At 41.4% G+C, this 22,432-nt stretch carries 23 protein-coding genes; 21 read left to right on the forward strand and 2 right to left on the reverse strand.

What is annotated here, in order from left to right:
* Position 1: 1 nt before the first annotated feature.
* The 8 genes from ACOAOT_RS07870 (at position 2) to ACOAOT_RS07905 (ending at position 8,791) form a co-directional block, all read left to right on the forward strand.
* Positions 2–838, forward strand: coding sequence for an ABC transporter permease (locus ACOAOT_RS07870; protein ID WP_420216474.1), 837 nt, complete (start codon positions 2–4; stop codon positions 836–838).
* 316 nt (positions 839–1,154) lie between these two features.
* The gene (locus tag ACOAOT_RS07875) at positions 1,155–2,339 is read left to right on the forward strand and encodes an efflux RND transporter periplasmic adaptor subunit (RefSeq protein WP_420216475.1); all 1,185 of its coding nucleotides are present in this window, start codon (positions 1,155–1,157) and stop codon (positions 2,337–2,339) included.
* Entirely contained in the window at positions 2,339–3,022 is a 684-nt protein-coding gene (locus tag ACOAOT_RS07880) for an ABC transporter ATP-binding protein (RefSeq protein WP_420216476.1), read from the forward strand. Before ACOAOT_RS07875 ends, ACOAOT_RS07880 begins: the two co-directional genes overlap by 1 nt.
* A complete protein-coding gene (locus ACOAOT_RS07885; RefSeq protein ID WP_420216477.1) occupies positions 3,023–4,216 on the forward strand; it encodes an ABC transporter permease in 1,194 nt (397 codons plus the stop codon). It begins immediately after the preceding gene.
* A 79-nt stretch (positions 4,217–4,295) separates the two neighbouring features.
* On the forward strand, positions 4,296–5,723 hold the full coding sequence (locus ACOAOT_RS07890) for a HAMP domain-containing sensor histidine kinase (RefSeq protein WP_420216478.1): 1,428 nt from the start codon (positions 4,296–4,298) through the stop codon (positions 5,721–5,723).
* Positions 5,720–6,418, forward strand: a complete 699-nt coding sequence (locus tag ACOAOT_RS07895) for a winged helix-turn-helix domain-containing protein (RefSeq protein ID WP_420216479.1) — start codon at positions 5,720–5,722, stop codon at positions 6,416–6,418. The genes ACOAOT_RS07890 and ACOAOT_RS07895 overlap by 4 nt, the downstream gene beginning before the upstream one ends.
* 11 nt (positions 6,419–6,429) lie before the next feature.
* Positions 6,430–7,575, forward strand: coding sequence for a TolC family protein (locus tag ACOAOT_RS07900; protein ID WP_420216480.1), 1,146 nt, complete (start codon positions 6,430–6,432; stop codon positions 7,573–7,575).
* A 4-nt stretch (positions 7,576–7,579) separates the two neighbouring features.
* The gene (locus ACOAOT_RS07905) at positions 7,580–8,791 is read left to right on the forward strand and encodes a TolC family protein (protein ID WP_420216481.1); all 1,212 of its coding nucleotides are present in this window, start codon (positions 7,580–7,582) and stop codon (positions 8,789–8,791) included.
* Between the two features lie 5 nt (positions 8,792–8,796).
* Here the strand turns inward: ACOAOT_RS07905 and ACOAOT_RS07910 are convergent, their stop codons facing one another.
* Positions 8,797–9,729, reverse strand: coding sequence for an ATP-dependent DNA ligase (locus tag ACOAOT_RS07910; protein WP_420216482.1), 933 nt, complete (start codon positions 9,727–9,729; stop codon positions 8,797–8,799).
* The gene (gene ku / locus ACOAOT_RS07915) at positions 9,729–10,505 is read right to left on the reverse strand and encodes a non-homologous end joining protein Ku (protein WP_420216483.1); all 777 of its coding nucleotides are present in this window, start codon (positions 10,503–10,505) and stop codon (positions 9,729–9,731) included. Before ku ends, ACOAOT_RS07910 begins: the two co-directional genes overlap by 1 nt.
* 309 nt (positions 10,506–10,814) lie before the next feature.
* Between ku and ACOAOT_RS07920 the strand changes: the two genes are divergently transcribed.
* The 13 genes from ACOAOT_RS07920 (at position 10,815) to ACOAOT_RS07980 (ending at position 22,429) form a co-directional block, all read left to right on the forward strand.
* Entirely contained in the window at positions 10,815–11,777 is a 963-nt protein-coding gene (locus ACOAOT_RS07920) for a GNAT family N-acetyltransferase (protein WP_420216484.1), read from the forward strand.
* A 57-nt stretch (positions 11,778–11,834) separates the two neighbouring features.
* Entirely contained in the window at positions 11,835–12,038 is a 204-nt protein-coding gene (locus ACOAOT_RS07925) for a hypothetical protein (protein WP_104436035.1), read from the forward strand.
* 71 nt (positions 12,039–12,109) lie between these two features.
* Entirely contained in the window at positions 12,110–12,667 is a 558-nt protein-coding gene (locus tag ACOAOT_RS07930) for a DUF1349 domain-containing protein (RefSeq protein WP_420216667.1), read from the forward strand.
* Between the two features lie 195 nt (positions 12,668–12,862).
* Entirely contained in the window at positions 12,863–13,597 is a 735-nt protein-coding gene (locus ACOAOT_RS07935) for a class I SAM-dependent methyltransferase (RefSeq protein WP_420216485.1), read from the forward strand.
* Positions 13,598–13,616: 19 nt separating this feature from the next.
* Complete coding sequence (gene nikB / locus ACOAOT_RS07940; RefSeq protein ID WP_420216486.1) at positions 13,617–14,552, forward strand: nickel ABC transporter permease; 936 nt, start codon at positions 13,617–13,619, stop codon at positions 14,550–14,552.
* Positions 14,549–15,388 carry a nickel transporter permease gene (gene nikC / locus ACOAOT_RS07945; RefSeq protein ID WP_420216487.1) on the forward strand — a complete coding sequence of 280 codons (840 nt, stop codon included), beginning with the start codon at positions 14,549–14,551 and terminating at the stop codon, positions 15,386–15,388. Before nikB ends, nikC begins: the two co-directional genes overlap by 4 nt.
* 23 nt (positions 15,389–15,411) lie before the next feature.
* Complete coding sequence (locus ACOAOT_RS07950; protein ID WP_420216488.1) at positions 15,412–16,200, forward strand: ABC transporter ATP-binding protein; 789 nt, start codon at positions 15,412–15,414, stop codon at positions 16,198–16,200.
* On the forward strand, positions 16,193–17,176 hold the full coding sequence (locus tag ACOAOT_RS07955) for an ABC transporter ATP-binding protein (RefSeq protein WP_420216489.1): 984 nt from the start codon (positions 16,193–16,195) through the stop codon (positions 17,174–17,176). Before ACOAOT_RS07950 ends, ACOAOT_RS07955 begins: the two co-directional genes overlap by 8 nt.
* Entirely contained in the window at positions 17,173–18,765 is a 1,593-nt protein-coding gene (locus ACOAOT_RS07960) for an ABC transporter substrate-binding protein (protein WP_420216490.1), read from the forward strand. The genes ACOAOT_RS07955 and ACOAOT_RS07960 overlap by 4 nt, the downstream gene beginning before the upstream one ends.
* 24 nt (positions 18,766–18,789) lie before the next feature.
* Complete coding sequence (locus tag ACOAOT_RS07965; RefSeq protein ID WP_420216491.1) at positions 18,790–19,533, forward strand: class I SAM-dependent methyltransferase; 744 nt, start codon at positions 18,790–18,792, stop codon at positions 19,531–19,533.
* 117 nt (positions 19,534–19,650) lie between these two features.
* Complete coding sequence (locus ACOAOT_RS07970) at positions 19,651–20,346, forward strand: FadR/GntR family transcriptional regulator (RefSeq protein WP_420216492.1); 696 nt, start codon at positions 19,651–19,653, stop codon at positions 20,344–20,346.
* 17 nt (positions 20,347–20,363) lie between these two features.
* Positions 20,364–21,410, forward strand: a complete 1,047-nt coding sequence (locus ACOAOT_RS07975) for an XdhC family protein (RefSeq protein ID WP_420216493.1) — start codon at positions 20,364–20,366, stop codon at positions 21,408–21,410.
* A gap of 230 nt (positions 21,411–21,640) precedes the next feature.
* Positions 21,641–22,429 (forward strand): electron transfer flavoprotein subunit beta/FixA family protein, encoded by a 789-nt coding sequence (locus ACOAOT_RS07980; protein WP_420216494.1) that lies wholly within the window; start codon positions 21,641–21,643, stop codon positions 22,427–22,429.
* Positions 22,430–22,432 lie beyond the last annotated feature (3 nt).

Raw genomic sequence — 22,432 nt, forward strand, 5'->3', positions numbered from 1 at the left:
TATGAATACAGTATTCGCCTTATGGAAAAGAGGATTAAAAGCATTTGTACGAAATAAAACCGGGCTCATATTTTCACTCATATTTCCTTTTTTCTTTGTATATGTGTTTGGTGCAATATTTAAAAATGATTTCATTGAAAACCCTATCGCATACATGCTTTCGGGTGTTATTATCACCACTGTATTTGAAAGTGCACTGAATCTTGCGTCTTCAACGGTTGATGATATGGTCAGTGGTTTTATGAAAGAAGTTTTGGTGTCCCCGGCAAAGAGAGTTTATGTTGCAATGGGACAATTACTGTCTGCAGCAACGGTAGCCACCTTGCAGGGCATCCTGATCCTGGTAATTGGTTTATTTATCGGTATCAAGTTTACCAGCTGGAAAACTCCTCTGTTGGTCCTCGTATCCATGATTTTTATCGGCATCGTATTCTCTGGCGTTGGGTTATTTTTAGCCACGAAGGTACGCAATGGTCAGACATTCCAGATCGTCAAAACAGCAGTAACCATGCCCCTGACGTTTCTGTCCGGTGCCTATGTTCCGTTGTCCATGCTGCCAGGCTCTCTGAAGTTTGTAGCTTACCTTAATCCGATGACTTATGCCACAGCATTTTTTAGAATGATCGTCTTGGAAAAAGGGAATCTTCCTGTTTCCCAACTGATTAAAGAAGGATTGGTGGTTGAAATAAATGGGTTTGCAATTACTCCGATTATGACGTTTGGTGTTATTCTGGTCATTGGTTTGGTGTTCCTGCTTCTTTCAACCATATCCTTTGTTAAGACAGATTTTTCCCGTCTGAACCGAAGTGCCACCGATGCCAATGCGCTTTGGGGATAACACCCCCTTAACGTTTAAGCTAAGCTGGTTATAACAAGCCTTGGGAGTATGTCGCCTCAAGGCTTGCTTTTTTTATATCAGAGGAGCAGCCTCTGTGCTATGAAACCTACCTTGCATTCCATTGCTGATTTAAGATTCTGAGACTTACAATAAAATGCATCATGACCTTTATAAACAATCCGTAATACTCACATTAATCAAAATATTCCATTTCGTTTATCTTTTGTTTATCTTTTATATATTCCCAGTTTATCCCCCTGATTTATTATAAAACTACTTAGACATGAGCAGTATTACATATAAATGAGGAGGCATTATGTTAAAAAAACCATTTTTTCAGAAAAAGAAATTCGGAATTCTGATTGCAGTTGCAGGGGCGTGTCTCCTGCTGGGAGTTATCGTTGCTCCTGGCATGATGAAAAATACCAATGCAAATCTTACGGAAGCGTTGGCAGTAAAGCAGGATATTGTAAAGTATTACAGCTTCAGCGGTAATATTGAGTCAGGTGATGTTCAGAACGTTCTTTCCACCACCAACAAACCCGTAAAAAAGTTCTATGTAAATGAAAACGACCAGGTTCAGAAAGGGGACCTTCTATATGAAGTGGACAATGACTCTGCACAGTCTGCATTAACAAGTGCAGAGACTACTTTGGCTGATGCTAAGACGACTCTTGCCTCAAGCAAATTAAGCTATGAAAGAAATCAGTCCCTTTATAGCACCGGGGATGTATCCCAGCTGGAATTGGAAACTGCCAGAGACAACTACAAAAAAGCCCAAACTGCTATAACTGACGCGCAAAGCCGCCTGTCTCAGGCTCAAAAGGATCTGGAAGATACAAAATACTATGCGGAGGTGTCAGGAACTGTTTCCGAAATCTATGTGGACGAAAATGACTCCATCACCCAGGGAACAAATATCATGGATATCATCGATTATGATGATTTGGAGGTCAAGGTTAAAGTGGATGAATACGATTTGTCTGCCGTATCCGTAGGAAGTACAGCAGAAGTGTATTTTGAAGCTATGGAGAAAACAGTTGCTGGTACCGTTTCCAAGATTTCCAGAGGTGCCAGTGTGAAAAACGGCGTTTCTTATTTTGAAACTACTCTGACTTTGCCAAAAGATGATGAACTGCGGGTAGGCTTATCTGCAGAGGTAAAAGTGTTGGCGGAGAACGCCAGTCAGGTAATTACCATTCCGGTGGAAGCGGTTCAATATGAGGGAGCAACACCTTATGTTCAGCGTTATAATAACGCAGGAAAGCTGGAAAAGGTCTATGCGACTGTGGGAATCAGTGACGGAAAAAATGTAGAAATTAAGGAAGGCTTAAACGAAGGAGACCGTGTAGCCTATGAGCCGTCCGCAGGTAAGAAAAAAACAGGAGGCGGCATTCCTGGAGGAACAGGCTTAATGGGAAAGGCTGAATCACAAGCCGGTTTCTATTACGGAAATTATGCCTCGGAAGAGATATCATTACAATTATCGGAGGTACTATAATGCCTGAAGAAATTCTAACCATGAAAAACATTGTAAAAGAATATGAGATGGGTAACGAGGTATCCACTATCCTAAAAGGCGTCAACCTAAGTGTTCAATCTGGTGAATTTCTTTCTATTCTGGGTCCTTCTGGCTCAGGGAAATCTACTTTAATGAACATAATCGGCTTTTTGGATGTGCCAACCTCTGGAGAATATCTTTTATCCGGTAGAAAGATGTCCGGCCAGGAGGAAAAGCTTCTGGCTCAGATCCGGCGGAAAGAAATCGGCTTTATTTTCCAGTCGTTTTATCTTCTTTCCAGACAGTCTGCATTAAAAAATGTTGAGCTGCCTTTAATCTACGCTGGAATTGATAAAAAACTACGCCATGAAAAAGCAGCTGATATGCTTAAAAAAGTAGGACTTGGTGAAAAGATGAATCATCTTCCCCGTCAGTTATCCGGCGGACAGCAGCAGAGGGTGGCCATAGCAAGGGCGCTGATTAATGACCCAACCATTCTCCTGGCAGATGAACCTACCGGAGCCCTGGACCAGAAAACAGGGCACCAGGTCATGGAGCTGTTTCACCAATTAAATCAGGAAGGCAGGACCATCATTATGATTACCCATGACGTAAACCTTGCAAAACAAGCAAAAAGGGTAGTGCGTATTTTGGATGGTAACATCAGTGAGGAGGTGGTCTAGGTGATTAGAGAAAATTTTATGATGGCTCTGGATAACATTATAAACAATAAGATGAGGTCTTTTCTAACTTCTCTGGGAATTGTCATAGGAGTAGCATCTGTAATAGCCCTCATTACTATTGTACAGAGTGTTACCGGAGAAATGATGTCTCAGTTTGAAAGTATGGGAGCCGATAAAATAACGGTTATGGCCACAGGAAATGCATTAAAATCCGGACTGTCTACAAGCGATTTACAGGAATTAGAAGAAATACCTAACGTTTCAGGGGTGTCTCCTTCCGTGTCTATCACAGGATCTGCAGGAAAGAGGGGAACTTTGTTAGATGAAGTTTCCATTATGGGTAAAAATGAAACTTATTTTCAAAAAGATACGACAGAACTAATTATGGGCAGAAAACTGACAGCCTTGGATATGGATGGGCATACTTATACCTGTATCATTGATCAGGATATTGTAAAGACTATATTTCCAAATGTTAATCCCATCGGCCAGAGAATTATGGTCAACGGTCAGGGGTATGAGGTAGTTGGCGTAAGAGACACGGAAAGCAACAGCGATGTCATGTCGGGAATTAATGCGAGCCCCTCCTCGGATGGAACCATAATTATTCCTTACAAAAATGCTCTGGCCTTATCCGGCTCGTCCACCTATTCAAACGTTGATATTTACCTGGAGAATACGGATCTGTCAGACGAGACCAATACTGAAGTAGAGGCGGTCTTGGATGCCGCTTTTAACTATAAGGATGATAGCTACAAAATTGTAGATCTGGGCAGCATTTTAGACACCATGAACAGCATGCAGAATCTTTTGACCACATTGCTTACCGGAATTGCATCCATTGCTCTTGTGGTAGGAGGAATTGGAATTATGAACATGATGCTGGTTTCAGTCACAGAGAGAACCAGGGAAATCGGACTGCGCAAGGCATTAGGCGCCGAACCTGCCCAGATTCAGATTTTATTTATTATTGAAGCTCTGTCCCTGTCCCTTATAGGAGGAATTATTGGTATCGCCTTAGGATTAACGATCTCTATGGTTGCAATTCTCCTCATCGGTACAACATTTTCTATTTCCTGGGGAGCAATAGGACTGGGAATTGGCTTTTCAGTTGTGGTAGGATTGGTATTCGGATGGACGCCTGCAAAGAAAGCAAGCGGCCTAAAGCCAATTGATGCTCTTCGGACCGATTAACTTTGGTAAAAAATAGTTTCAAATGGGGAATATTCCTGTTAAGATATACGTAAAATGAGCGAATTCCCAGGAGATTCATATGAAGATAAAAAATAAGATTCTGGTATCCACCTTTGTAGTCATGCTGTTTTCTCTGGTGCTTTTGTTTTGCATCGGAGGTTTTGTAGTCTGGAAGTTTTCCAATAATTTTGACGATGCCGGAATGGTAACCTTGGACGAAAAGGCTTTTATGATAGAGGATACTATTACGGCACTGGACTTTGACGCCCCAGACTGGAAGGGGGTTGCCGCTGTCCTTAAAAAGGAAAATTATAACCTTTATGTAACCAAGGGAGAAGCAGTAGTTTATTCGAATATTGGTAATAACAGTAAACCTCTGATAAAGTTATTAAAAAAAATCCCCTGGTTGGAAACAGGAAGATCTTGCTATGTGTTTGGATCAACCATTGTTGGCAGAGAGGTTGACGGTTACCGGATCGCTGCAGTAAAAAGAGAAGATATGACTGATGCCAATGGTAACCATATTAATCATATTAACCAGTTTGAAACAGTATTAAACGCTTTTCTCATCATATGTTCATTAACTATCATCCTGATTCTTTTTATCGGTCAGTTCTTTTCTTCCAGAATGGTGAAGTGGAGCCTTCGTCCCATCCAGGCTTTGGCAGAAGGATCCAAGAGAATCATGGAGGGAAATTTGTCGGAACCAGTCTTATATGACGGCAAAGATGAGCTTTCCCGTGTCTGCGAGGCTTTTAACCAAATGCAGAGCCATCTGAAAGAAGAAAAGGAACGAGCTGCCGCTTATGAAAAGTCCCGCACCGACATGATCGCAGGCATTTCCCATGATTTGCGGACACCTCTGACTTCGGTGAAGGGCTATATAAAGGGGCTTAAGGATGGGATTGTAACCACTCCGGAGAAAATGGAGATGTATCTGACCATTGCATACAATAAGGCTACGCAAATGGAGGTCATGTTACAAAATTTCTTCTATTACTCCAAATTGGAGACGGGAAAACTGCCTCTGTTTCTTACCGAGGAGGATATGGGCGCGCTGGTAAGAAACTTTGAGCGGCAGTCAAGGGATGAATTTCTGCAGGAAAATATCAGCATTAAGCTGGACATACGGACGGAGGAAAATCCGGTTATGGTGGATACAGAGCAGATTCACAGGCTCTTGACCAACTTGGTGAACAACTCTTTGAAGTATGCTGATACAGAGGATTTAACTCTGACAATTTCTGTATGGAATAATGCAGGTAAGATCCACATGGTATTTGCGGACAACGGAAAAGGAGTTCCTGAAGATAAAATCTCTCAATTATTTATACAGTTCTGGAGGGGAGATGAATCAAGAAGCAGCAGGAACGGAAGCGGCGGAAGTGGTTTGGGGCTTAATATTGTTAAACACATTGTGGAGATGCACGGCGGATCTGCCAGTGCCAGAAATGAGAACGGTCTGGTCATTGAAATTATTTTACCGGCCTTAGAAAGGACAATATGAATCGAATACTGATTATTGAAGACGATAAAGAGATTTCTATGTTGGAACGGGATTACTTAGAGATCAATGGCTTTGAGGTTGATATTATATTTGATGGCAGCAAGGCTGTAGAAGCTGCTTTAAACGGCAATTATTCCCTGATTCTTCTGGACCTTATGCTGCCGGGAGTCAATGGATATGAGATTTGCCGGGAAATAAGGGATCAGGTAGACATTCCAATTCTTATGGTCACTGCACGGCTGGAATCCGTAGATAAGATCAGGGGACTTGGTATCGGTGCAGATGATTACATTGCCAAGCCTTTTGACCCGGCAGAGCTGGTGGCCAGAATAAAATCCCATTTAAAAAGGTATGAAAGGCTGACAGGAGCCTCAAGGGACAGCCAGGAAACGGATGATGCGATTGTTATAGGGGAATTAAAAATATTGCCTAGAAGCTGGAAAGTTTATAAATCCGGAGAAGAGGTACGGTTTCCCAACCGTGAATTCGAACTTCTTAAATATCTTGCCACCTACCCTAACATTGTATTTTCTAAAGACCAGCTATTTGAACGTATCTGGGGATATGAATATGTGGGAGACAGTGCAACGGTAACGGTTCATATTAACCGAATCCGGGAAAAGATAGAAGAGGATCCAGCAAATCCCAAATTGATCGAAACAGTCTGGGGAGCGGGATACCGGCTTAATAAGTGAGGAGAACAGACATGAGAAAAATGAAACAGATAGGTGCTTTTTGTCTTGCTGCAGTATTAGCTTCAGCAGGCTCTGGAACGGTCTATGCCGGAAGCCCGGAATTTGCAAGAACCGCGGAGGAATGGGCCGGACTTCAGGATAATATAATGGAATATGGTGAACTGGCGGATTTAATTCACGAGTACAATTTAACAGTTCAGAAGAACCAGCTGGATATCAGCGATAAGAAAAAAGACGGACGGATTACCAGTGACGAGAACGCCCAGTATTACCGGGATGCGGCCAGTGATTATCGGGATGCCATTACTGGAGAAAATCCGCTTTCCGACGCTCAGAATGCGGTAGGGGCCAGTAATGCGGATGCGCAGGCAGACAATAACGTAGAAGATATTAACGTGTACCAAATGGGCTATGACCAGGAAGAGGCCAATCTTGTATCCAGTGCCCAGACTTCTATGATCTCCTATTTTAAACAACAGTATGAGTTGGAAAGTACAAAGGCCAGTCTGGAATATTTGCAGGCGGTTTACGATTCTGCCAAGGCAAAGCTTAATCTTGGAACAGGAACACAGATCCAGGTGCTTTCTGCCAAGAAAGATTTGCAGGACGCCAATACTTCCATCGAAAAGTTGACGGCTTCCATTGAGGAAACCAGGCAGAACCTCTGCATTATGCTGGGCTGGAATTATAACGATACTCCCCAAATACAGGAACTTCCGATTATTGACCAGGAAAAAATAACTTCTATGAACCCGGAAAAAGACGTGGAAGCAGCATTGAAAAATAATTATACCTTGAATATCAATACTAGAAAGCTGGAAAATGCCAGCTCCGATGTGACAAAGGAAACTTTGAAAAGGACGATTATGAATAATAAGCAGAATATCAGTGCAGACCTCGTAAAATCATATCAATCAGTTTTAATGGCACAATCTGCCTGTGAACAGGCCAAAGCAGAGATGGAACTGGAAAAGAAGAATTTAGATACTGCAGAACGGAAATATCAAAACAGTATTGTCAGCCGGTTAGAGTATTTGAAACAGATGAATACTTCTAATACAAAGGTTATTGCCGTAAAAACGTCAGAACTAAATTTACTTGAGGCGGTTCAGAATTATGAAAATGCAGTGAGCGGCCTGGCATCAACAGGAGGATGATAATATGAGAAAAAAAGGAATTTATTTTCATTCTCGGATTGTCCTGGCTGCTGTTATATCCGGAGTGATCGTTCTGTCTGTTCCCAGTACAGGTAATGCCTATGGAGCAGGCCCTGGACAGGCCGGAGAATCCATTCCGGAAGGAATGACAAAGGAGCAGTGGGACAGGCTCAACGACCAGGTTATTGAATTTGATGAGCTGCCTGATCTGGTCCGATACTTTAATCCTGATGTACAGAATACTGTGACTTCAATTACTAATTCTATTGGTAATACGCAATATATTTATGATGCGATGAGAGGCTATATCCGGGATTTAGAGAGCGATGCCGATGAATTGAAAGACTCAGGTGAAACCGCCAGTGCGGAAGGCATGGTCCAATATAATGTGCTGAATACGACTGTCAAGAGCCTGAAGACTTCTGCTGATACCATGAAGCAGACTCTGGATTATATGAACAGGGCTGATTCCTCAACAAAATCTAATATTACCCAAGCTGTAAAAAACTACACGAACTATGCCAACCAGCTTATGATCAGCTATAACAGTGCCCAATCAGGCCTTTCCTCTCTTAAAAAACTGGTAGAAGCTGACACCGCCATTTTGGATTCAGTTAAGGCAAGATATAGTCTTGGAACTGCTGCTCATGCAGATGTTCTTTCTGCCCAGAAAGACCTTCTTTCCGCTCAATCCTCTCTTTTGTCTTTAGAAAATACTACGGATAGTCTGCGCCGTTCGTTATGTCTGATGACTGGATACTCCGCAGAATCACAGCCAGTTATCGGTGGGATTCCCCAACTGGATATGACAGAAATTACAAACCTGGATTTGGAAGCTGACACGGAAATGGCGGTTCGTAACAATTATTCTCTGATTTCAGACAGGCATGCTTCCTCCGGTAAAACCACTACCGGAATGAAATATAAAGAGGCTGGTGTTTTAAAAGGTGAGCAGACTGTTGCTGTCACCATGCAGTCCAATTACCATGCAGTCCAGCAGGCAAAGGCCGCCTATGAAGCTGCCTGCACTGCTTATGAAATGGCGGCACTGGAATGGGGGAAGGCAGAGCATTCGATTCAGCACGGACTTATCAGCAAAAATGAATCCTTACAGGCTCAGATGAAATTTTTACAGGCGGAGAGTGAAAAACAGAGCACTTACAATGATTTGTATCAGGCTTATGATACCTATCAGTGGGCGATGCTGGGATTATAGCAGATCTAATCCGCCGTTACCTTGCATTCGATTGGTAATTTATCGTCTCTGATTCCTTTAAATACTGGCTGGCGGAAGCTGTCTTTTGGGGTTGGCATAGACTCCACAATACATACCAGCTCTGGCGCCAGCCAGACAGCATTATCATTCCCTTTAGGAACATACCCAAAAGGCGGATAGTCAATTATCTGATACTTTTGTTCATTTAATATTCGGAGACTTACTCCCAGGGTAACATGCCCCCTGTACACTAGTAAATCGTCATCGTATTGACCCAGTATTAGGCTGGTCATGTTATTCTCTTTTGGTATATAACCGCAAATAACACAATCATCCGTAGCCATTATTTTACACTTAATCCAGTCTTTCGATCGCTTTCCCTGCCAATACAGGCTGTCTTTCCTTTTAGCAACAATTCCTTCCAACCCTTTTTCTTTTACAAGATTAAATAGCATAATTCCATTATTTTCAATGTATCGGGATACTGAGATCAGATTATTTTCCATCACAACATCATCTAAATATTTTTTTCGCTCTAAGAGTGGGAGCATCGTGATATCTTTATTTTTATAATACAGGATATCATAGGCAATAATGCTGGCCGGATATTTATCAGCAGCCAATTTAATCTTAAATTGATTACTCATCAGAGCTCTTTTCTGGACTTCATAGAAATCAGGTATCCCATTTTTCAGCACAAGTAATTCATGGTCAAGGATACACGTTTCCTTTACCTGTTTATATAAATCTTCCAATTCCGGAAAGAGGGGAATCATAAGTTTATTTCTTTTATTTCGCATGTCTGTTTTATCGTTCAAAAATGACATGCTTCTAATACCGTCCCATTTTATTTCAAATATATAGTCAGGTGAGTCAAATGGGGCCTGCATCTCAGATATCAGCATAGGACTTACATTTTTACTGTCAAACAGATCCATTACGCCAAACCTTTCGTACCTTTTGCCATTTCAACCGATCTTTTCATTGCTTCCATGAGGTCAATAATATTATTCTGACCATCCGTATCCGCGTTTACAATCTCCTTACCAGCTATTTTTGTCTCAATCGCCTGGCGCAGTCTTTCCTGGTACTCGTCATGATAAAGACCAGGATCGAATGTTGAAGTCATGGAATCAATTAAAGTTTTCGCCATATCTATTTCAGCTTTATTAACCTCGGCCTTGGCTGTTGCAACCGGCACAGCCTGAATTTCTGCCTGATAGAAAAGAGTTTTTGCAATAATTCCATCTTTCGTCGGGTACAAAACCATTAAATTCTCAGTCGATCCGATTACTGTTTTTGCAATACCAACCTTTTTTTGTGACAGCATCGCCTGACGCAGTAATTCACAGGCTTTTTCTGCTCCCGGCTCAGGAACAACATAATAATTCTTCTCGTAATAAATTTGATCCACGTCGGTTAATTTTGCAAAATGCTCAATATGGATCGTTTTATCTTTCTTGGTCTTGATTTTTTCCAGTTCGTCCTCCGTAAATGTAACATACTTACCCTTTTCATATTCATATCCTTTAATGATTCCGTCAGGTTCCACCTCTTTATTACAGGAGGGACAGATCTTTTTGTATTTTACCCGCTCATGAGTATCTTTACAAAGCTGATTAAAACTAACAGAAATATCTTTTGTGGTTTTATATAATCCAACGGGGATATAGAGCATTCCTACACTAATTGCACTTTTATGAGCTACGGCCATTGTAACGCCTCCTTTTATTTTTATTATTGTTTGATAAAAGATTGAAAATATTCATTGCTGAAATTGTTTAAGTTCTTATGTAGTCTCTGCAATTGCCGTATTTACTGGATTGTAAGACATTTTCATGGTATTATAATGGTAGTGAGGATAAAATATCCCCAGATGGGATTGAAAGAAAAGGGTACATTGGTTATAACGCGTAAGCGATATAATAAATAATGAGGAGAGGAGGATTTTGATATGTTTAAAATATTATTTAGGAGGGCACTTTTACAATAGCCCTCGTATCATAGAAAGAGGGGATTTAATATGTATTTAGAACTTATAATCAACGAAATGCAAACAGAAGACATTGATCAGGCAGTTGAACTTTGGTTAAAGCAATATCAGATATATTGCAATAAAGAAGAGTTTCCGCAGCACTGGTTTACAGATACAACAGAAATTAAGTGTTTACTTGAGCGCCAGATTCAAGATAAAACAGTTGTGGCAGCAAAACAGGGCAGTCAATTAATTGGTTTTATAGGTTACTTTAAGTTTGATTTTCACAATGAAAAATCAGCACTATGCAATATCACCTCCCATGCTGCAAAGGAAGCTCATAAAGAGCAGATATATCTTGCACTTTATAAATATGTATCAAAACAATGGGTTGAAAATGATATATTCAATCATTTGTGGATGTTCTTCGATCAGGATATAAGATTAAAGACATTTTTATACGATATGGGGTTTGGGTCATATCTTGCTGATTCCTATTCACGATTAAACTCATTAGAAATCTTGCAGAGTTGTCCGTATCAAATACGACTTGCTGCTTCAGATGATTTAGAGGAAATGCAGTCACTTGTTGATGAATCTGTTCAATATTACAATATGGAGCCGTTGTTCTTAAAACGGGAATCAGTTTCCAGCGAAAAACTTCGTGAATTAATAAGTCGTGATAACATATTTATTGCATGTGACGGTAATAAGATCATTGGATTTATGAACATAAACATAGCCTCAGAAAATGATTTGGAAAATTTAACAGTAAAGAACTGTGGTCTGATCGATGAACTTGGGGCATATATAAAGCCTGAGTACAGGGGAAAACAGATAGGTGTACATTTGTTAAATACAATAGGGGAGTATTGTGGCAGTCATTTGGTTGAGTTGATTCACGTTGATTTTGAAACGGCTAATCCATTTGCCAACAGGTTTTGGAGAAAGTATTTTACGCCAATGATTTCATCGGTTCGCAGATCGGTCAATAAAGATGCAAATAGTTAAATAATAATTTTGTTCTTTTTGGTATAAAGGCTTACAGCTTGAAAGAGGTGATACAAAATGAGTAAATACAATGCTTTATGGGAATATGTGCAGAAAAATGGCAGTCCGTCCTTTAAACTTACGTTTGATGAGATCGGCGAGATTGCAGGAATTCCTTTAGACCACTCTTTTTTAACATATAAGAAAGAACTGGCTGAATATGGATATCAGGTAGGAAAGATATCCATGAAAGAAAAAACGGTTATCTTCAATATTTTGTAAGTGAGGGGGAATCTTCTGTGGAGGAAAAAGCAAAATTTATTGGAAAATTTACGGATGGTAATCTTTACTGGATCAGAGAACTGAAAACCTGCGAGATTTCTGATGACAGAATTGAACTGATTACGGAGCCTGGAACCGATTTATGGCAGCGCACGTATTATGGTTTTCAGAATGACAATGCTCCGGTTCTTCAGCTGAAGACAAAAGAAACGTATTTTTCCTTTGTTGTAAAAACAGAGTTTGCAAGCCACCACCGCTTTGATCAGTGTGGCGTAGTCATGTATCTGGACAGTGAGAACTGGCTGAAGGCATCTGTTGAATATGAAAATGAAAAATTTCAGCGGCTTGGTAGTGTTGTCACAAACCATGGTTACTCAGATTGGGCAACTACAGATATTGATGCTTCTATAAAAGAAATGTGGTATCGGTTAAGCAGGCGGGAGTCTGATTATTGCATCGAATGCAGTCTGGACGGAGTGAACTTTAAGCAGATGCGAATCTGCCATATGTGGGAAGGTGCAGGAGAGATATCTTTTGGGATCTATGCCTGCAGCCCGGAAGACTCTTCCTTTAAAGCATTGTTTACACAGATGAATATCACGGAATGTATGTGGAAGGAACACAAATAAGTTGATTTTGAGAAAACCTTGAGTGGATAGACTCCGGGTTTTCTTTTTTTTAGAGGCGACTGATATGAAATTAGTGGAATTAATATCCCCTCCCCTGGCTTGTGGGTAAATCCACATTAAAGTATAATTGCAACTATGTGAAAATGGTACATTTGCGTAGTTTTACATTGTACAGACAGAACTGGGGGCAGAATTATGAACAGAGATGAACGACAGAAACCATGGGGAGATGGGGAGGACTATAACCGTTACATAGTTTCAGAGCTGGCATCCTTTCGAAAAGATGCATGGAAAAGACAGATTGGAAAACATCTGAATGGAAGAAAAGGGTTAAAAATATTGGATGCCGGCACAGGACCCGGCTTTTTTGCGTGTATTCTTTCCGAGGAAGGACAACAGGTGACTGGAATTGACTATTCGGACGGAATGATAGCATGCGCCAAAGATAATGCAGAAAAACTGGGAGTGTCAGCAGATTTTAAGAAAATGGATTTAAATCAGCTGGAGTTTAAGGACGAAGAATTTGATGTGATTGTTACAAGAAATGTGACTTGGACATTGGAGTATCCCAAACAAGTCTACAATGAATGGAAGAGGATCTTAAAGCGGAACGGAAAGCTCTTAATTTATGACGCCAACTGGCATCTTCATTTCTTTGATGAAGAAAAACTTAAGCGTGTCAGAGAAAGAGAAGAACGTCACTTACATAAATATGGACAAAAAGAGGTAGTAGCAATTGAAAATATGGAATTCTTTGCAGCCTCTCCGCTGACAAGTACACTGCGTCCGGTATGGGATAAACAGACACTTGAGAATATTGGCATGAGTGTACAGATACAGGATAATATTGGAGAAAACGTGTATGAGGAATGGGAAAAGGATCTCTACGGTGAGTCTCCCTTATTTGAGATTTGTGCCACAAAATGTTGATGAAGGGATTGGATAAAAGGTGACAAAGAAAACCATAGCCAGTCGTATCTTGCAGATTATCATCGTATTGTTTGGAATTGGGTTCTTGACATTCGGTCTTACTTATCTTGCGCCCGGTGATCCTGTAAAGGCAATGTATGCCGCAAACGGAAGTGTTCCCAGTGAAGAAGTGATGGAGGCTATGCGGGAGAAAATGGGTTTAAACAACCCTTTTCCGGTACAGTATTTCAACTGGTTATTCAGTAGTCTTCACGGAGATCTGGGTACTTCCTATTCACTGAATAAACCGGTTGTGTCTCTGCTGCTCCAAAGACTGTGGCCCACATTAAAACTTACTCTATTTTCAATGATTCTCATGCTTGCAGTTTCCGTTCCATTTGGTGTTCTTTCAGCAGTAAAACACAATAAGACGTCTGACTATATCATACGAGCCTTCTCATTTGTGGGAGTTTCATTGCCAAGCTTCTGGCTTGGCGTGATGCTCATTTACATTGTTGCACTGAAGTTTAAGCTGCTTCCTGTCATATCATCTGACACTGGGTTTAAGAAAATGATTCTACCGGCTGTCACTCTGGCTTTTCCCATGACAGCAAAATATACAAGGCAGATACGTGCTGCCGTATTGGAAGAATTACATCAGGATTATGTTGTAGGTGCACGGACCAGAGGGTTAAAGGAAAGTACGGTTCTCTTTGGACATGTCCTTCCTAATGTACTGCTTCCGTTAGTTACTTTGCTGGGATTATCCTTTGGATCCCTTCTTGGAGGAACCGCAGTGGTAGAAGTCATCTTTTCTTACCCTGGGTTAGGCAATCTGGCTGTATCTGCAGTAGCCGCCAGAGATTATCCACTGATTCAGGGATATGTTCTATGGGTTGCCCTGATCTATATGGTGATTAATCTGATTGTTGATATTGCCTATGAGAAGCTGGACCCCAGGACGAAAGTGAGGTGAGAAACATACAGAAGATACTTACATTTTGCAAAAATCATAAACAGTTTACGGTCTTTTGTATCTTAGCTCTTGTTGTTATTGGGACAGCTGTTTTTGCTCCTTTTATAGCCACCCATAATCCGTACGAAGCGGTGATAGCAAACGCAGAACAACCGCCGAATGCAAACCACTGGTTTGGAACAGATAAACTGGGACGAGACCTGTTTTCCCGAGTTATATACGGAACACGAACATCTTTGACTTCGGCACTGCTCTTAGTGGTGATTACACTTTTGGTTGGCTGGGCACTTGGCATTTTTGCAGGCTATTTCGGCGGGATCACCGATTCTGTTATTATGAGAATTTCTGATATGATGATTTCATTTCCCGGACTTGTACTGGCAATCGCAATTGCCGGTATTCTCGGCCCCAGTCTTTTGAATGCCATCATTGCAATTGTAGCTGTCAGCTGGACAAAGTATGCGCGTCTCGCCCGAAGTCTGGTACTTCGAATAAAGCATAAGAATTATATGTCGGCAGCTGTACTGACTGGATCGAAGACTGGTTATATCCTTAGAAACTATATATGTAGAATGACTATGCCTATTTTGATTGTTACGGCTGCTACAGATATTGGCACGATGATGCTTGAAATAGCTGCACTTTCCTTTCTTGGATTTGGAGCACAGCCACCAACCCCCGAATGGGGGATGATGCTTAATGAGGGACGTTCTTATTTACAGACCGCTCCGTGGATGATGTTTTTTCCGGGTCTGGCTGTATTTATCGTTGTTGCTGTATTTAATTTGCTGGGGGATAGTCTGAGAGATATCCTGGATCCGTTGAGTGATGGATGAAAGACCGGCAGCAGGAGGAAATTATGCTGGAAATACAAAATATTTCGGTTAATTATAGTAAAAGCGGCAAACCAGCAGTTGAAAATTTCTCCCTGGCTGTAAAACAGGGAGAAATCTGTTGTCTGGTGGGAGAAAGCGGAAGCGGGAAAACTTCCGTTATCCGTGCAGTTATGGGGAATTTGTCGGGACAGGGAAGGGTAGCACAGGGAGATATCTTCTTTGAGGGAGAATCCCTTTTATCCTATACTGCAAATGACTGGAGAAAGATTTATGGCACAGAAATTTCCATGATTTTTCAGGATTCAGGAGCGATGTTGAATCCAATTCGTACAATCGGTTCCCAGTTTGTAGAATACATCTGTGCCCATGGAGATTATCGCAGAAAAGAAGCATGGGAAAAAGGAGTACAGATGCTGGAGTGTGCGTGTCTGCCTGATGGGGAGCACATCATGAAATCCTATCCGTTTCAACTTTCCGGCGGTATGAAACAGCGGGTTGGAATCGCGTTTGCCATGATTTTTAAACCGAAGCTGCTGCTTGCTGATGAGCCTACCAGCGCACTGGATATCACAATGCAGGCGCAGATGATCCGCCAGATGATGAAACTGAGAGAGGAATACGGCACCAGCATTATTATGATAACCCATAACCTGGCTCTTGCGGCATATATGTCGGATCATATTGTGGTGATGAAAGATGGAAAAATAACAGACAGCGGTGACAGAGATCACATTTTGTATAACTCCCAGGCTGAATATACAAAGAAGCTCTTATCTGCGGTGCCGTCACTGGGAGGTTATTATTATGTTTGAACCGGATGATCTGATTATTGAGGCCAGGCATCTTACAAAATCATATCAACGATCCGGGAATAGAATTCTGACCGCCTGTGATGATGTCAGCCTTAATTTCTATAAGAGCCGGACCCTTGGTATTGTTGGAGAGAGTGGCTGCGGAAAAAGTACTTTTATGCGAATGGCAGTGGGGCTGGAAAAACCGACTTCCGGGGAAATATTGTTTCATGGAAAAAATATCACAGAGCGAAAAGGCGAAGAACTGCGTCGAAACCGCAGAAACATTCAGATGATTTTTCAGGATCCTGGAGAAGCATTTCACCCGCGGATGAAAGTGAAAAAAATAATTTGTGAACCGCTTTTAAATTTTAATCTGATTAAGAAAAATGAAGTGGATTCAAAAGCCAGAGAACTTCTTGAAATGGTAGAACTTCCGGGCAGCTTTGCAGAACGTTATCCCCATGACATGAGTGGCGGTCAGCGGCAGCGTATCGGTATTGCCAGAGCATTGGCGCTGGAACCGGAAGTGATTATTTGTGATGAAATAACATCAGCACTTGATGTTTCTGTGCAGCAGACAATTGTGGAACTGCTTTTAGATCTGCAAAAGAGGAAACAGATATCCATAGGCTTTATCAGCCATGATCTGGCATTGGTACAGCAATTTGCACACCAGATCGCAGTTATGTATCTGGGCAATGTTGTTGAGATTTTAAGCGGAAAAGAAGTCAGCACAAAAGCTGCACACCCATATACACAGGCGTTACTGGATTCCATTTTTGACCTTCAAATGGATTTTTCAAAGGAAATAGTCAGCATGGATAGTGAAATACCAAGTCCATTGAATATACCAAAGGGCTGTCCTTTCCAAAACCGCTGTAATCATTGTATGGATGTATGCAGGGCAGGAAAACCAGGGTTATGGGAGGTAGAACCCAATCATCTGGTAGCATGCCATCAATTTAATCGTTTTAAATACCGGGAGGATAAATGAAGAAAGCAGGAGTTAAAAAAATAATTGCAGTTTTTGTGTCAGCAGCTATGTGGGGCAGCTTGTTGTCTGGATGCGGAGCTGCCGCAGGCACTGGGAAGACATCAACTGGCGCAGAAGAAGGTAAAAAGACACTGGTGATCGGAAGCGGTCAGTCAGCGGGTATCATGGACCCCATTAAGGCTTATAATGGCTGGTATCCGGTACGCTATGGCATTTGCCAGACTTTAACAAAAATGAATGATGATTATTCCATAACGGGCTGGCTTACAGAGAATGATTATATCTCCAATGAGGACAATACGGTATGGGCTTTTAATATAAAAGACAATGTGACATTTTCCAACGGAAACAAGCTGGATGCAGAGGCCGTTAAAAAATCTCTGGAGAATGTTTTTGAGAATGGGGAAAGGGGTGTGGAGTATTTCACCCCTGTTTCCATAGAAGCTGACGGCCAAAAGCTGGTGATTACCACCCAAAAGCCTGAGCCCATTTTGCCCAATAAGCTGGCTGACCCATTATTCTGTATCATAGACACATCGGTTGATAACAGCAAAATCGGGGATAACGGTCCAATCGGAACTGGTCCGTATGTATGTGAATCGTTTGATACTGCCACAAAGAAATGTGTGGTAGTTAAAAACCAGAATTACTGGAATGGAGAAGTAAAGACGGATCGGATTGAATTTGTTTATTCTGAGGATCAGTCCACAATCAGCATGGGACTTCAGTCAGGTGACTTCGATGCGGTCTATAATGTCAGCATGAATGATATTGGTACATTTGAAAAAAACGGCGATTATAAAATTAAAACAAACCCCAGTGGGCGTACTACCATCGGTTTTATGAACCAGAACGGACCGTTGGGCGACAAAGTACTTCGTAAAGCAGTTCTTCAAATGCAGGACAAAGATTCTTACTGCAAAATTTTGCTGAAAAATCAGTATGTTCCAGGGAAAACACTGATAACTTCCGCATCCGATTATGGATATGATACACTGACGGATCCCAACTCTTACAATCCTGAGAATGCAAAAAAAATGTTGGATGAAGCAGGCTATACCGATACAGACGGAGATGGTTTCCGTGAAACTCCGGCTGGAGAGCCATTAAGTCTTCGTTTCGTCTATTATACCGGGCGTCCGGAACAGCAGATTGTTGTGGAGGCAGCTCAGGCAGCAATGGCCGAGGTGGGAATCAAAGTCACCCCGGAAGTCCATGATACCCAGACTGTTATGGATATGCAAAAAACGGGTGATTATGATTTGCTTTGTATGAGCATTAACATCATGAACTGCGGAGACCCTGAGAATCAAATCAATACCTATTTTAAAACGGGCGGTACCTATAATGCCACTGGATATAACAGCGAAGAGTTCAATTCTCTGATGGACCAGGTGCATGTAAGCGCAGATCCGAAACAGAGAAAAGATTTGATTAAACAGGCAGAGCAGGTTCTTTTAAACGACGGGGCAGCAATTTATTTTTGTTATCCTATCATGAACTTTGTTATGAAAAAACATGTTGACGGAATTAATTCTACCCCTGCAGATTTCTACTGGGTTGATGAAAATACAACGGTCAATCAATAGCAGGCATTGGAGGAGCAGTTACTTATGAGTGAAGTGAATGACATAAACTTAAATAAAAAAATTAAAGAAGAGATGACGGACTACTGGTCCTCACGCGCAGAGATGTTTAATGAACTAAAAATACAGGAGCTGAATTCTGATATGCGCGGGCGATGGCTGAAGGAGCTTCAAACCTATCTTCCTGCTAAAAAAGGTCTTAAAATACTGGATATTGGTACAGGAACAGGTTTCTTCTGCTTTTTACTCGGAGCGGAAGGCCACGATCTGACGGGGATTGATCTCACTGAGAAAATGATCCTGGAAGCAAGAAAATCATCGGCAATCCTTGGGATACCTGCTGAATTTTATGTGATGGATGCAGAGATGCCGGATTTTCCAGATAACAGCTTCGATGCGATTGTCACCCGAAATGTGGCATGGACATTGCCGGATCTTAAAAAAGCTTATGAGAAATGGCATAGTCTTTTGAAGGAGGATGGCGTCCTCATTAATTTTGACGGAGATTACAGCAGAGAGAATGAACAGCAAAAACTTCCGGAAAATCATGCACATTCAAAGATTACACAGGAACAGTGGAGTGCATATGAACATTTAAAAACGGAACTGCGTCCTATCTCAAATCCAAGACCTGCATGGGATGTTCAGCTTCTGAAATCTGCGGGATTTAAGGAGATCAGGCTGGATGAACAGGTGGGAGAGAGAATTTACAGTGAAATAAACCAATTCTATAATCCGACCCCTATTTTCACAATAGCAGCAAGAAAATAATATTTGAATAACTCCGGATGTTTCTCCTCCATACATGCTTGACCTGCCGATTATGTTGAATTAATATGGTATTAATTGTATAATATGACTAAGCATGTCAGCAAGCAGGAGGATAAGATGTTCAGCCCAATTAAAAACACGAAGGTTTATGAACAGGTAATGGATCAGATCAGGGAAATGATTGACAACGGAGTTTTGAAAAAAGGAGACAAGCTTCCTTCTGAGAGAGATTTAGTTGAAGAATTACAGGTGAGCAGAGCGTCAATCCGGGAAGCTCTCCGGGCGTTGGAAGTCATTGGATTAATCGAGTGCAGGCAGGGAGAAGGAAATTTTATTAAATCAAGCTTTCAGGATAATTTGTTTGAACCTTTATCTATCATGTATACACTGGAAGGAACCAATCCGGAAGACATACTGGAATTAAGAAAGATCATGGAGGTAGAGGCTTCCGGTCTGGCTGCCAAGAGAATAACGGATGAACAATTAGGGGAATTAAAAGAAATCATGGAACGGTTTGAAAACTGTACAGATGAAAAAATGAGTGCAATGATTGATAAAGAACTGCACTATAAGATTGCAGAGTACTCAGGAAATGTGTTGATTTTTAACATTCTAAGAACCGTTTCACATCTGGTAGATGATTTCATTAAAGATACCAGGAAATTAATCATAGCAGACCAGGAAAAGAAGAAAGTACTTTTGTTACAACACAAGGAAATCTATCTGGCCATTGAAATGCACAGCTCTGTTGCAGCACGTAAAGCGATGCGTCAGCATCTTGATTACACCAACAAGTATATTAAAATGATCTGATGATAAGGAGAAAAAATATGTTGGAATTATACAAAGCCATTGCAGACTGTGATCCCAATAAAAGAAATATGGTTGCGACAGTGATCGATGGAGAAGCATTGGGGCAGAAGGCGTTATTTTCTGATGGGATGCTTATTTGTGAGACGAAAGAGTCCGGTTATTTTTCTGGTCATGCTGAAATGGTATGGAACGTGGCAAGTGATAAAGATCAATGCAAAAAAGGGTTGATTACTCTTGATGGCAGGCATATTTACTGTGACTGGCTGGGCCGGGAGATTCATCTGGTGATATGCGGTGCGGGTCATGTCTCAATTCCGGTAATACAGATTGGTCTCATGATGGGATGTGAAGTCACCGTACTTGAAGACCGCCCCCAATTTGCAGACAATGCAAGGCGGGCAGGAGCGACAACGGTTATTTGTGAACCATTTGAGCAGGGACTGAGCCAGGTGGAGGGAAGCAGCAATACGTATTTTGTTATAGTAACAAGAGGCCACCGCTATGATCAGACGTGTCTGGAACTGATTGCCAGGAAAAAACATTCCTATATTGGAATGATTGGAAGCCGGGCACGGGTGGCAAAGGTAAAAGAGACTGCATTGCTAAACGGGTGCGATAAGGCAGTTCTTGATCAGTTATACAGTCCCATAGGCCTGAGTATCAATGCGGAAACTCCAGTTGAAATCGGAATTGCAATTATGGCAGAAATCATTGAAGTGAAGAACAAGAAGATGCGCTCCAGCGGATATTCCAAAGATATATTGCATGCCATTTTGAAACCGGAAGAAAAAACAGGACGAAACGTTCTGGTTACCATTGTGTCAAGAAAAGGGTCAGCTCCCCGGGAGGTTGGCACAAAGATGCTGGTAACGCCGGAAGGAAGGTGTATTGGAACCATCGGCGGCGGCTGCATGGAGTCAGAGGTTCTTCAGATCGCATTCCAGATGCTTCACAGTGACAGGGAGAAGTCTCAGCTTTTCCATGTGGATATGACCGGAGCAGATGCAGAAGAGGAAGGCATGGTGTGCGGTGGGGTTATTGATGTATTGCTAGAAGTGATCTGAATCTGACGGTACAAGGTCAGAACGGCTTAAAATCAAAATGATGAGCCGCTCTGACCTTTTTATTTTTATATTTTTACTAAAATTTTTGAAAATGTATAGATGTTTTTTTTAGATTGTGATATTATGGCAATAAGTGGTCAGACCATTATACCAATAAAGCAATACAAATCCATATTACGTTTGTATGATTTGCCACACTATATTTAATACATAGAAAGAGAGGGATACGTATGGATATTTTAGTCTGTATCAAACAGGTTCCGGATACATCAAAAGTTGAAGTGGATCCGGTAACTGGTGTTTTAAAAAGAGATGGTGTAGATTCAAAAATGAACCCCTATGACTTGTATGCTTTGGAAACCGCACTGAAAATGAAAGAGCAGCAGGGCGGATTGGTAAAGGTGATCAGCATGGGACCGCCTCAGGCGAAAGAGGTAATTAAAGAAGCATATATGATGGGAGCAGACGACGGAGCCTTAATAACGGACAGAAAGTTTGCAGGAGCAGATGTACTTGCTACCTCTTATACCATTTCCCAGGGCGTGAGAAAAATGGGGAATTTTGATCTTATCTTATGCGGAAAGCAGACAACAGATGGTGATACCGCTCAGGTAGGACCAGAGATGGGGGAATATCTTGGAATCCCTCATATTACCAACGTTTTAAAGATTGTAGAAATAAAAGAAAAATCAATCATAGTAGAAATGGATATGCCGGACACCATTGAAGTCGCCGAAATCCAGTTTCCATGTTTAATCACCGTTGAGAAAGATATTTTCCAGCCAAGACTGCCATCTTATAAGAAAAAGTTAGAGGCAAAAGACAAGGAAATCAAAATCCTGACCATCAATGATTTTGAAGATAAAGATGAGATGAAATATGGGTTAAATGGTTCCCCCACACAGGTAGAGAGAATATTCCCCCCATCCGTCAACAATGACAGAGAGATATGGACTGGAACCGGCGATAAACTCAGCTTACAGATGGCATCAAAACTGAAAGAGTTAAAATTCATATAAAGA

Origin of the sequence: Lacrimispora struthionigena (assembly GCF_048627165.1) — a bacterium.
In the GTDB taxonomy this organism is placed as follows: domain Bacteria; phylum Bacillota; class Clostridia; order Lachnospirales; family Lachnospiraceae; genus Lacrimispora.

Excerpts from the sequence above, each read along its gene's own strand:
- ACOAOT_RS07870 (WP_420216474.1), top strand. The coding sequence starts at position 2 with ATGAATACAGTATTCGCCTTATGGAAAAGAGGATTAAAAGCATTTGTA.
- ACOAOT_RS07875 (WP_420216475.1), top strand. The coding sequence starts at position 1,155 with ATGTTAAAAAAACCATTTTTTCAGAAAAAGAAATTCGGAATTCTGATT.
- ACOAOT_RS07880 (WP_420216476.1), top strand. The coding sequence starts at position 2,339 with ATGCCTGAAGAAATTCTAACCATGAAAAACATTGTAAAAGAATATGAG.
- ACOAOT_RS07890 (WP_420216478.1), top strand. The coding sequence starts at position 4,296 with ATGAAGATAAAAAATAAGATTCTGGTATCCACCTTTGTAGTCATGCTG.
- ACOAOT_RS07895 (WP_420216479.1), top strand. The coding sequence starts at position 5,720 with ATGAATCGAATACTGATTATTGAAGACGATAAAGAGATTTCTATGTTG.
- ACOAOT_RS07900 (WP_420216480.1), top strand. The coding sequence starts at position 6,430 with ATGAGAAAAATGAAACAGATAGGTGCTTTTTGTCTTGCTGCAGTATTA.
- ACOAOT_RS07905 (WP_420216481.1), top strand. The coding sequence starts at position 7,580 with ATGAGAAAAAAAGGAATTTATTTTCATTCTCGGATTGTCCTGGCTGCT.
- ACOAOT_RS07910 (WP_420216482.1), bottom strand. The coding sequence starts at position 9,729 with ATGGATCTGTTTGACAGTAAAAATGTAAGTCCTATGCTGATATCTGAG.
- ku (WP_420216483.1), bottom strand. The coding sequence starts at position 10,505 with ATGGCCGTAGCTCATAAAAGTGCAATTAGTGTAGGAATGCTCTATATC.
- ACOAOT_RS07920 (WP_420216484.1), top strand. The coding sequence starts at position 10,815 with ATGTATTTAGAACTTATAATCAACGAAATGCAAACAGAAGACATTGAT.
- ACOAOT_RS07925 (WP_104436035.1), top strand. The coding sequence starts at position 11,835 with ATGAGTAAATACAATGCTTTATGGGAATATGTGCAGAAAAATGGCAGT.
- ACOAOT_RS07935 (WP_420216485.1), top strand. The coding sequence starts at position 12,863 with ATGAACAGAGATGAACGACAGAAACCATGGGGAGATGGGGAGGACTAT.
- ACOAOT_RS07950 (WP_420216488.1), top strand. The coding sequence starts at position 15,412 with ATGCTGGAAATACAAAATATTTCGGTTAATTATAGTAAAAGCGGCAAA.
- ACOAOT_RS07955 (WP_420216489.1), top strand. The coding sequence starts at position 16,193 with ATGTTTGAACCGGATGATCTGATTATTGAGGCCAGGCATCTTACAAAA.
- ACOAOT_RS07960 (WP_420216490.1), top strand. The coding sequence starts at position 17,173 with ATGAAGAAAGCAGGAGTTAAAAAAATAATTGCAGTTTTTGTGTCAGCA.
- ACOAOT_RS07965 (WP_420216491.1), top strand. The coding sequence starts at position 18,790 with ATGAGTGAAGTGAATGACATAAACTTAAATAAAAAAATTAAAGAAGAG.
- ACOAOT_RS07970 (WP_420216492.1), top strand. The coding sequence starts at position 19,651 with ATGTTCAGCCCAATTAAAAACACGAAGGTTTATGAACAGGTAATGGAT.
- ACOAOT_RS07975 (WP_420216493.1), top strand. The coding sequence starts at position 20,364 with ATGTTGGAATTATACAAAGCCATTGCAGACTGTGATCCCAATAAAAGA.
- ACOAOT_RS07980 (WP_420216494.1), top strand. The coding sequence starts at position 21,641 with ATGGATATTTTAGTCTGTATCAAACAGGTTCCGGATACATCAAAAGTT.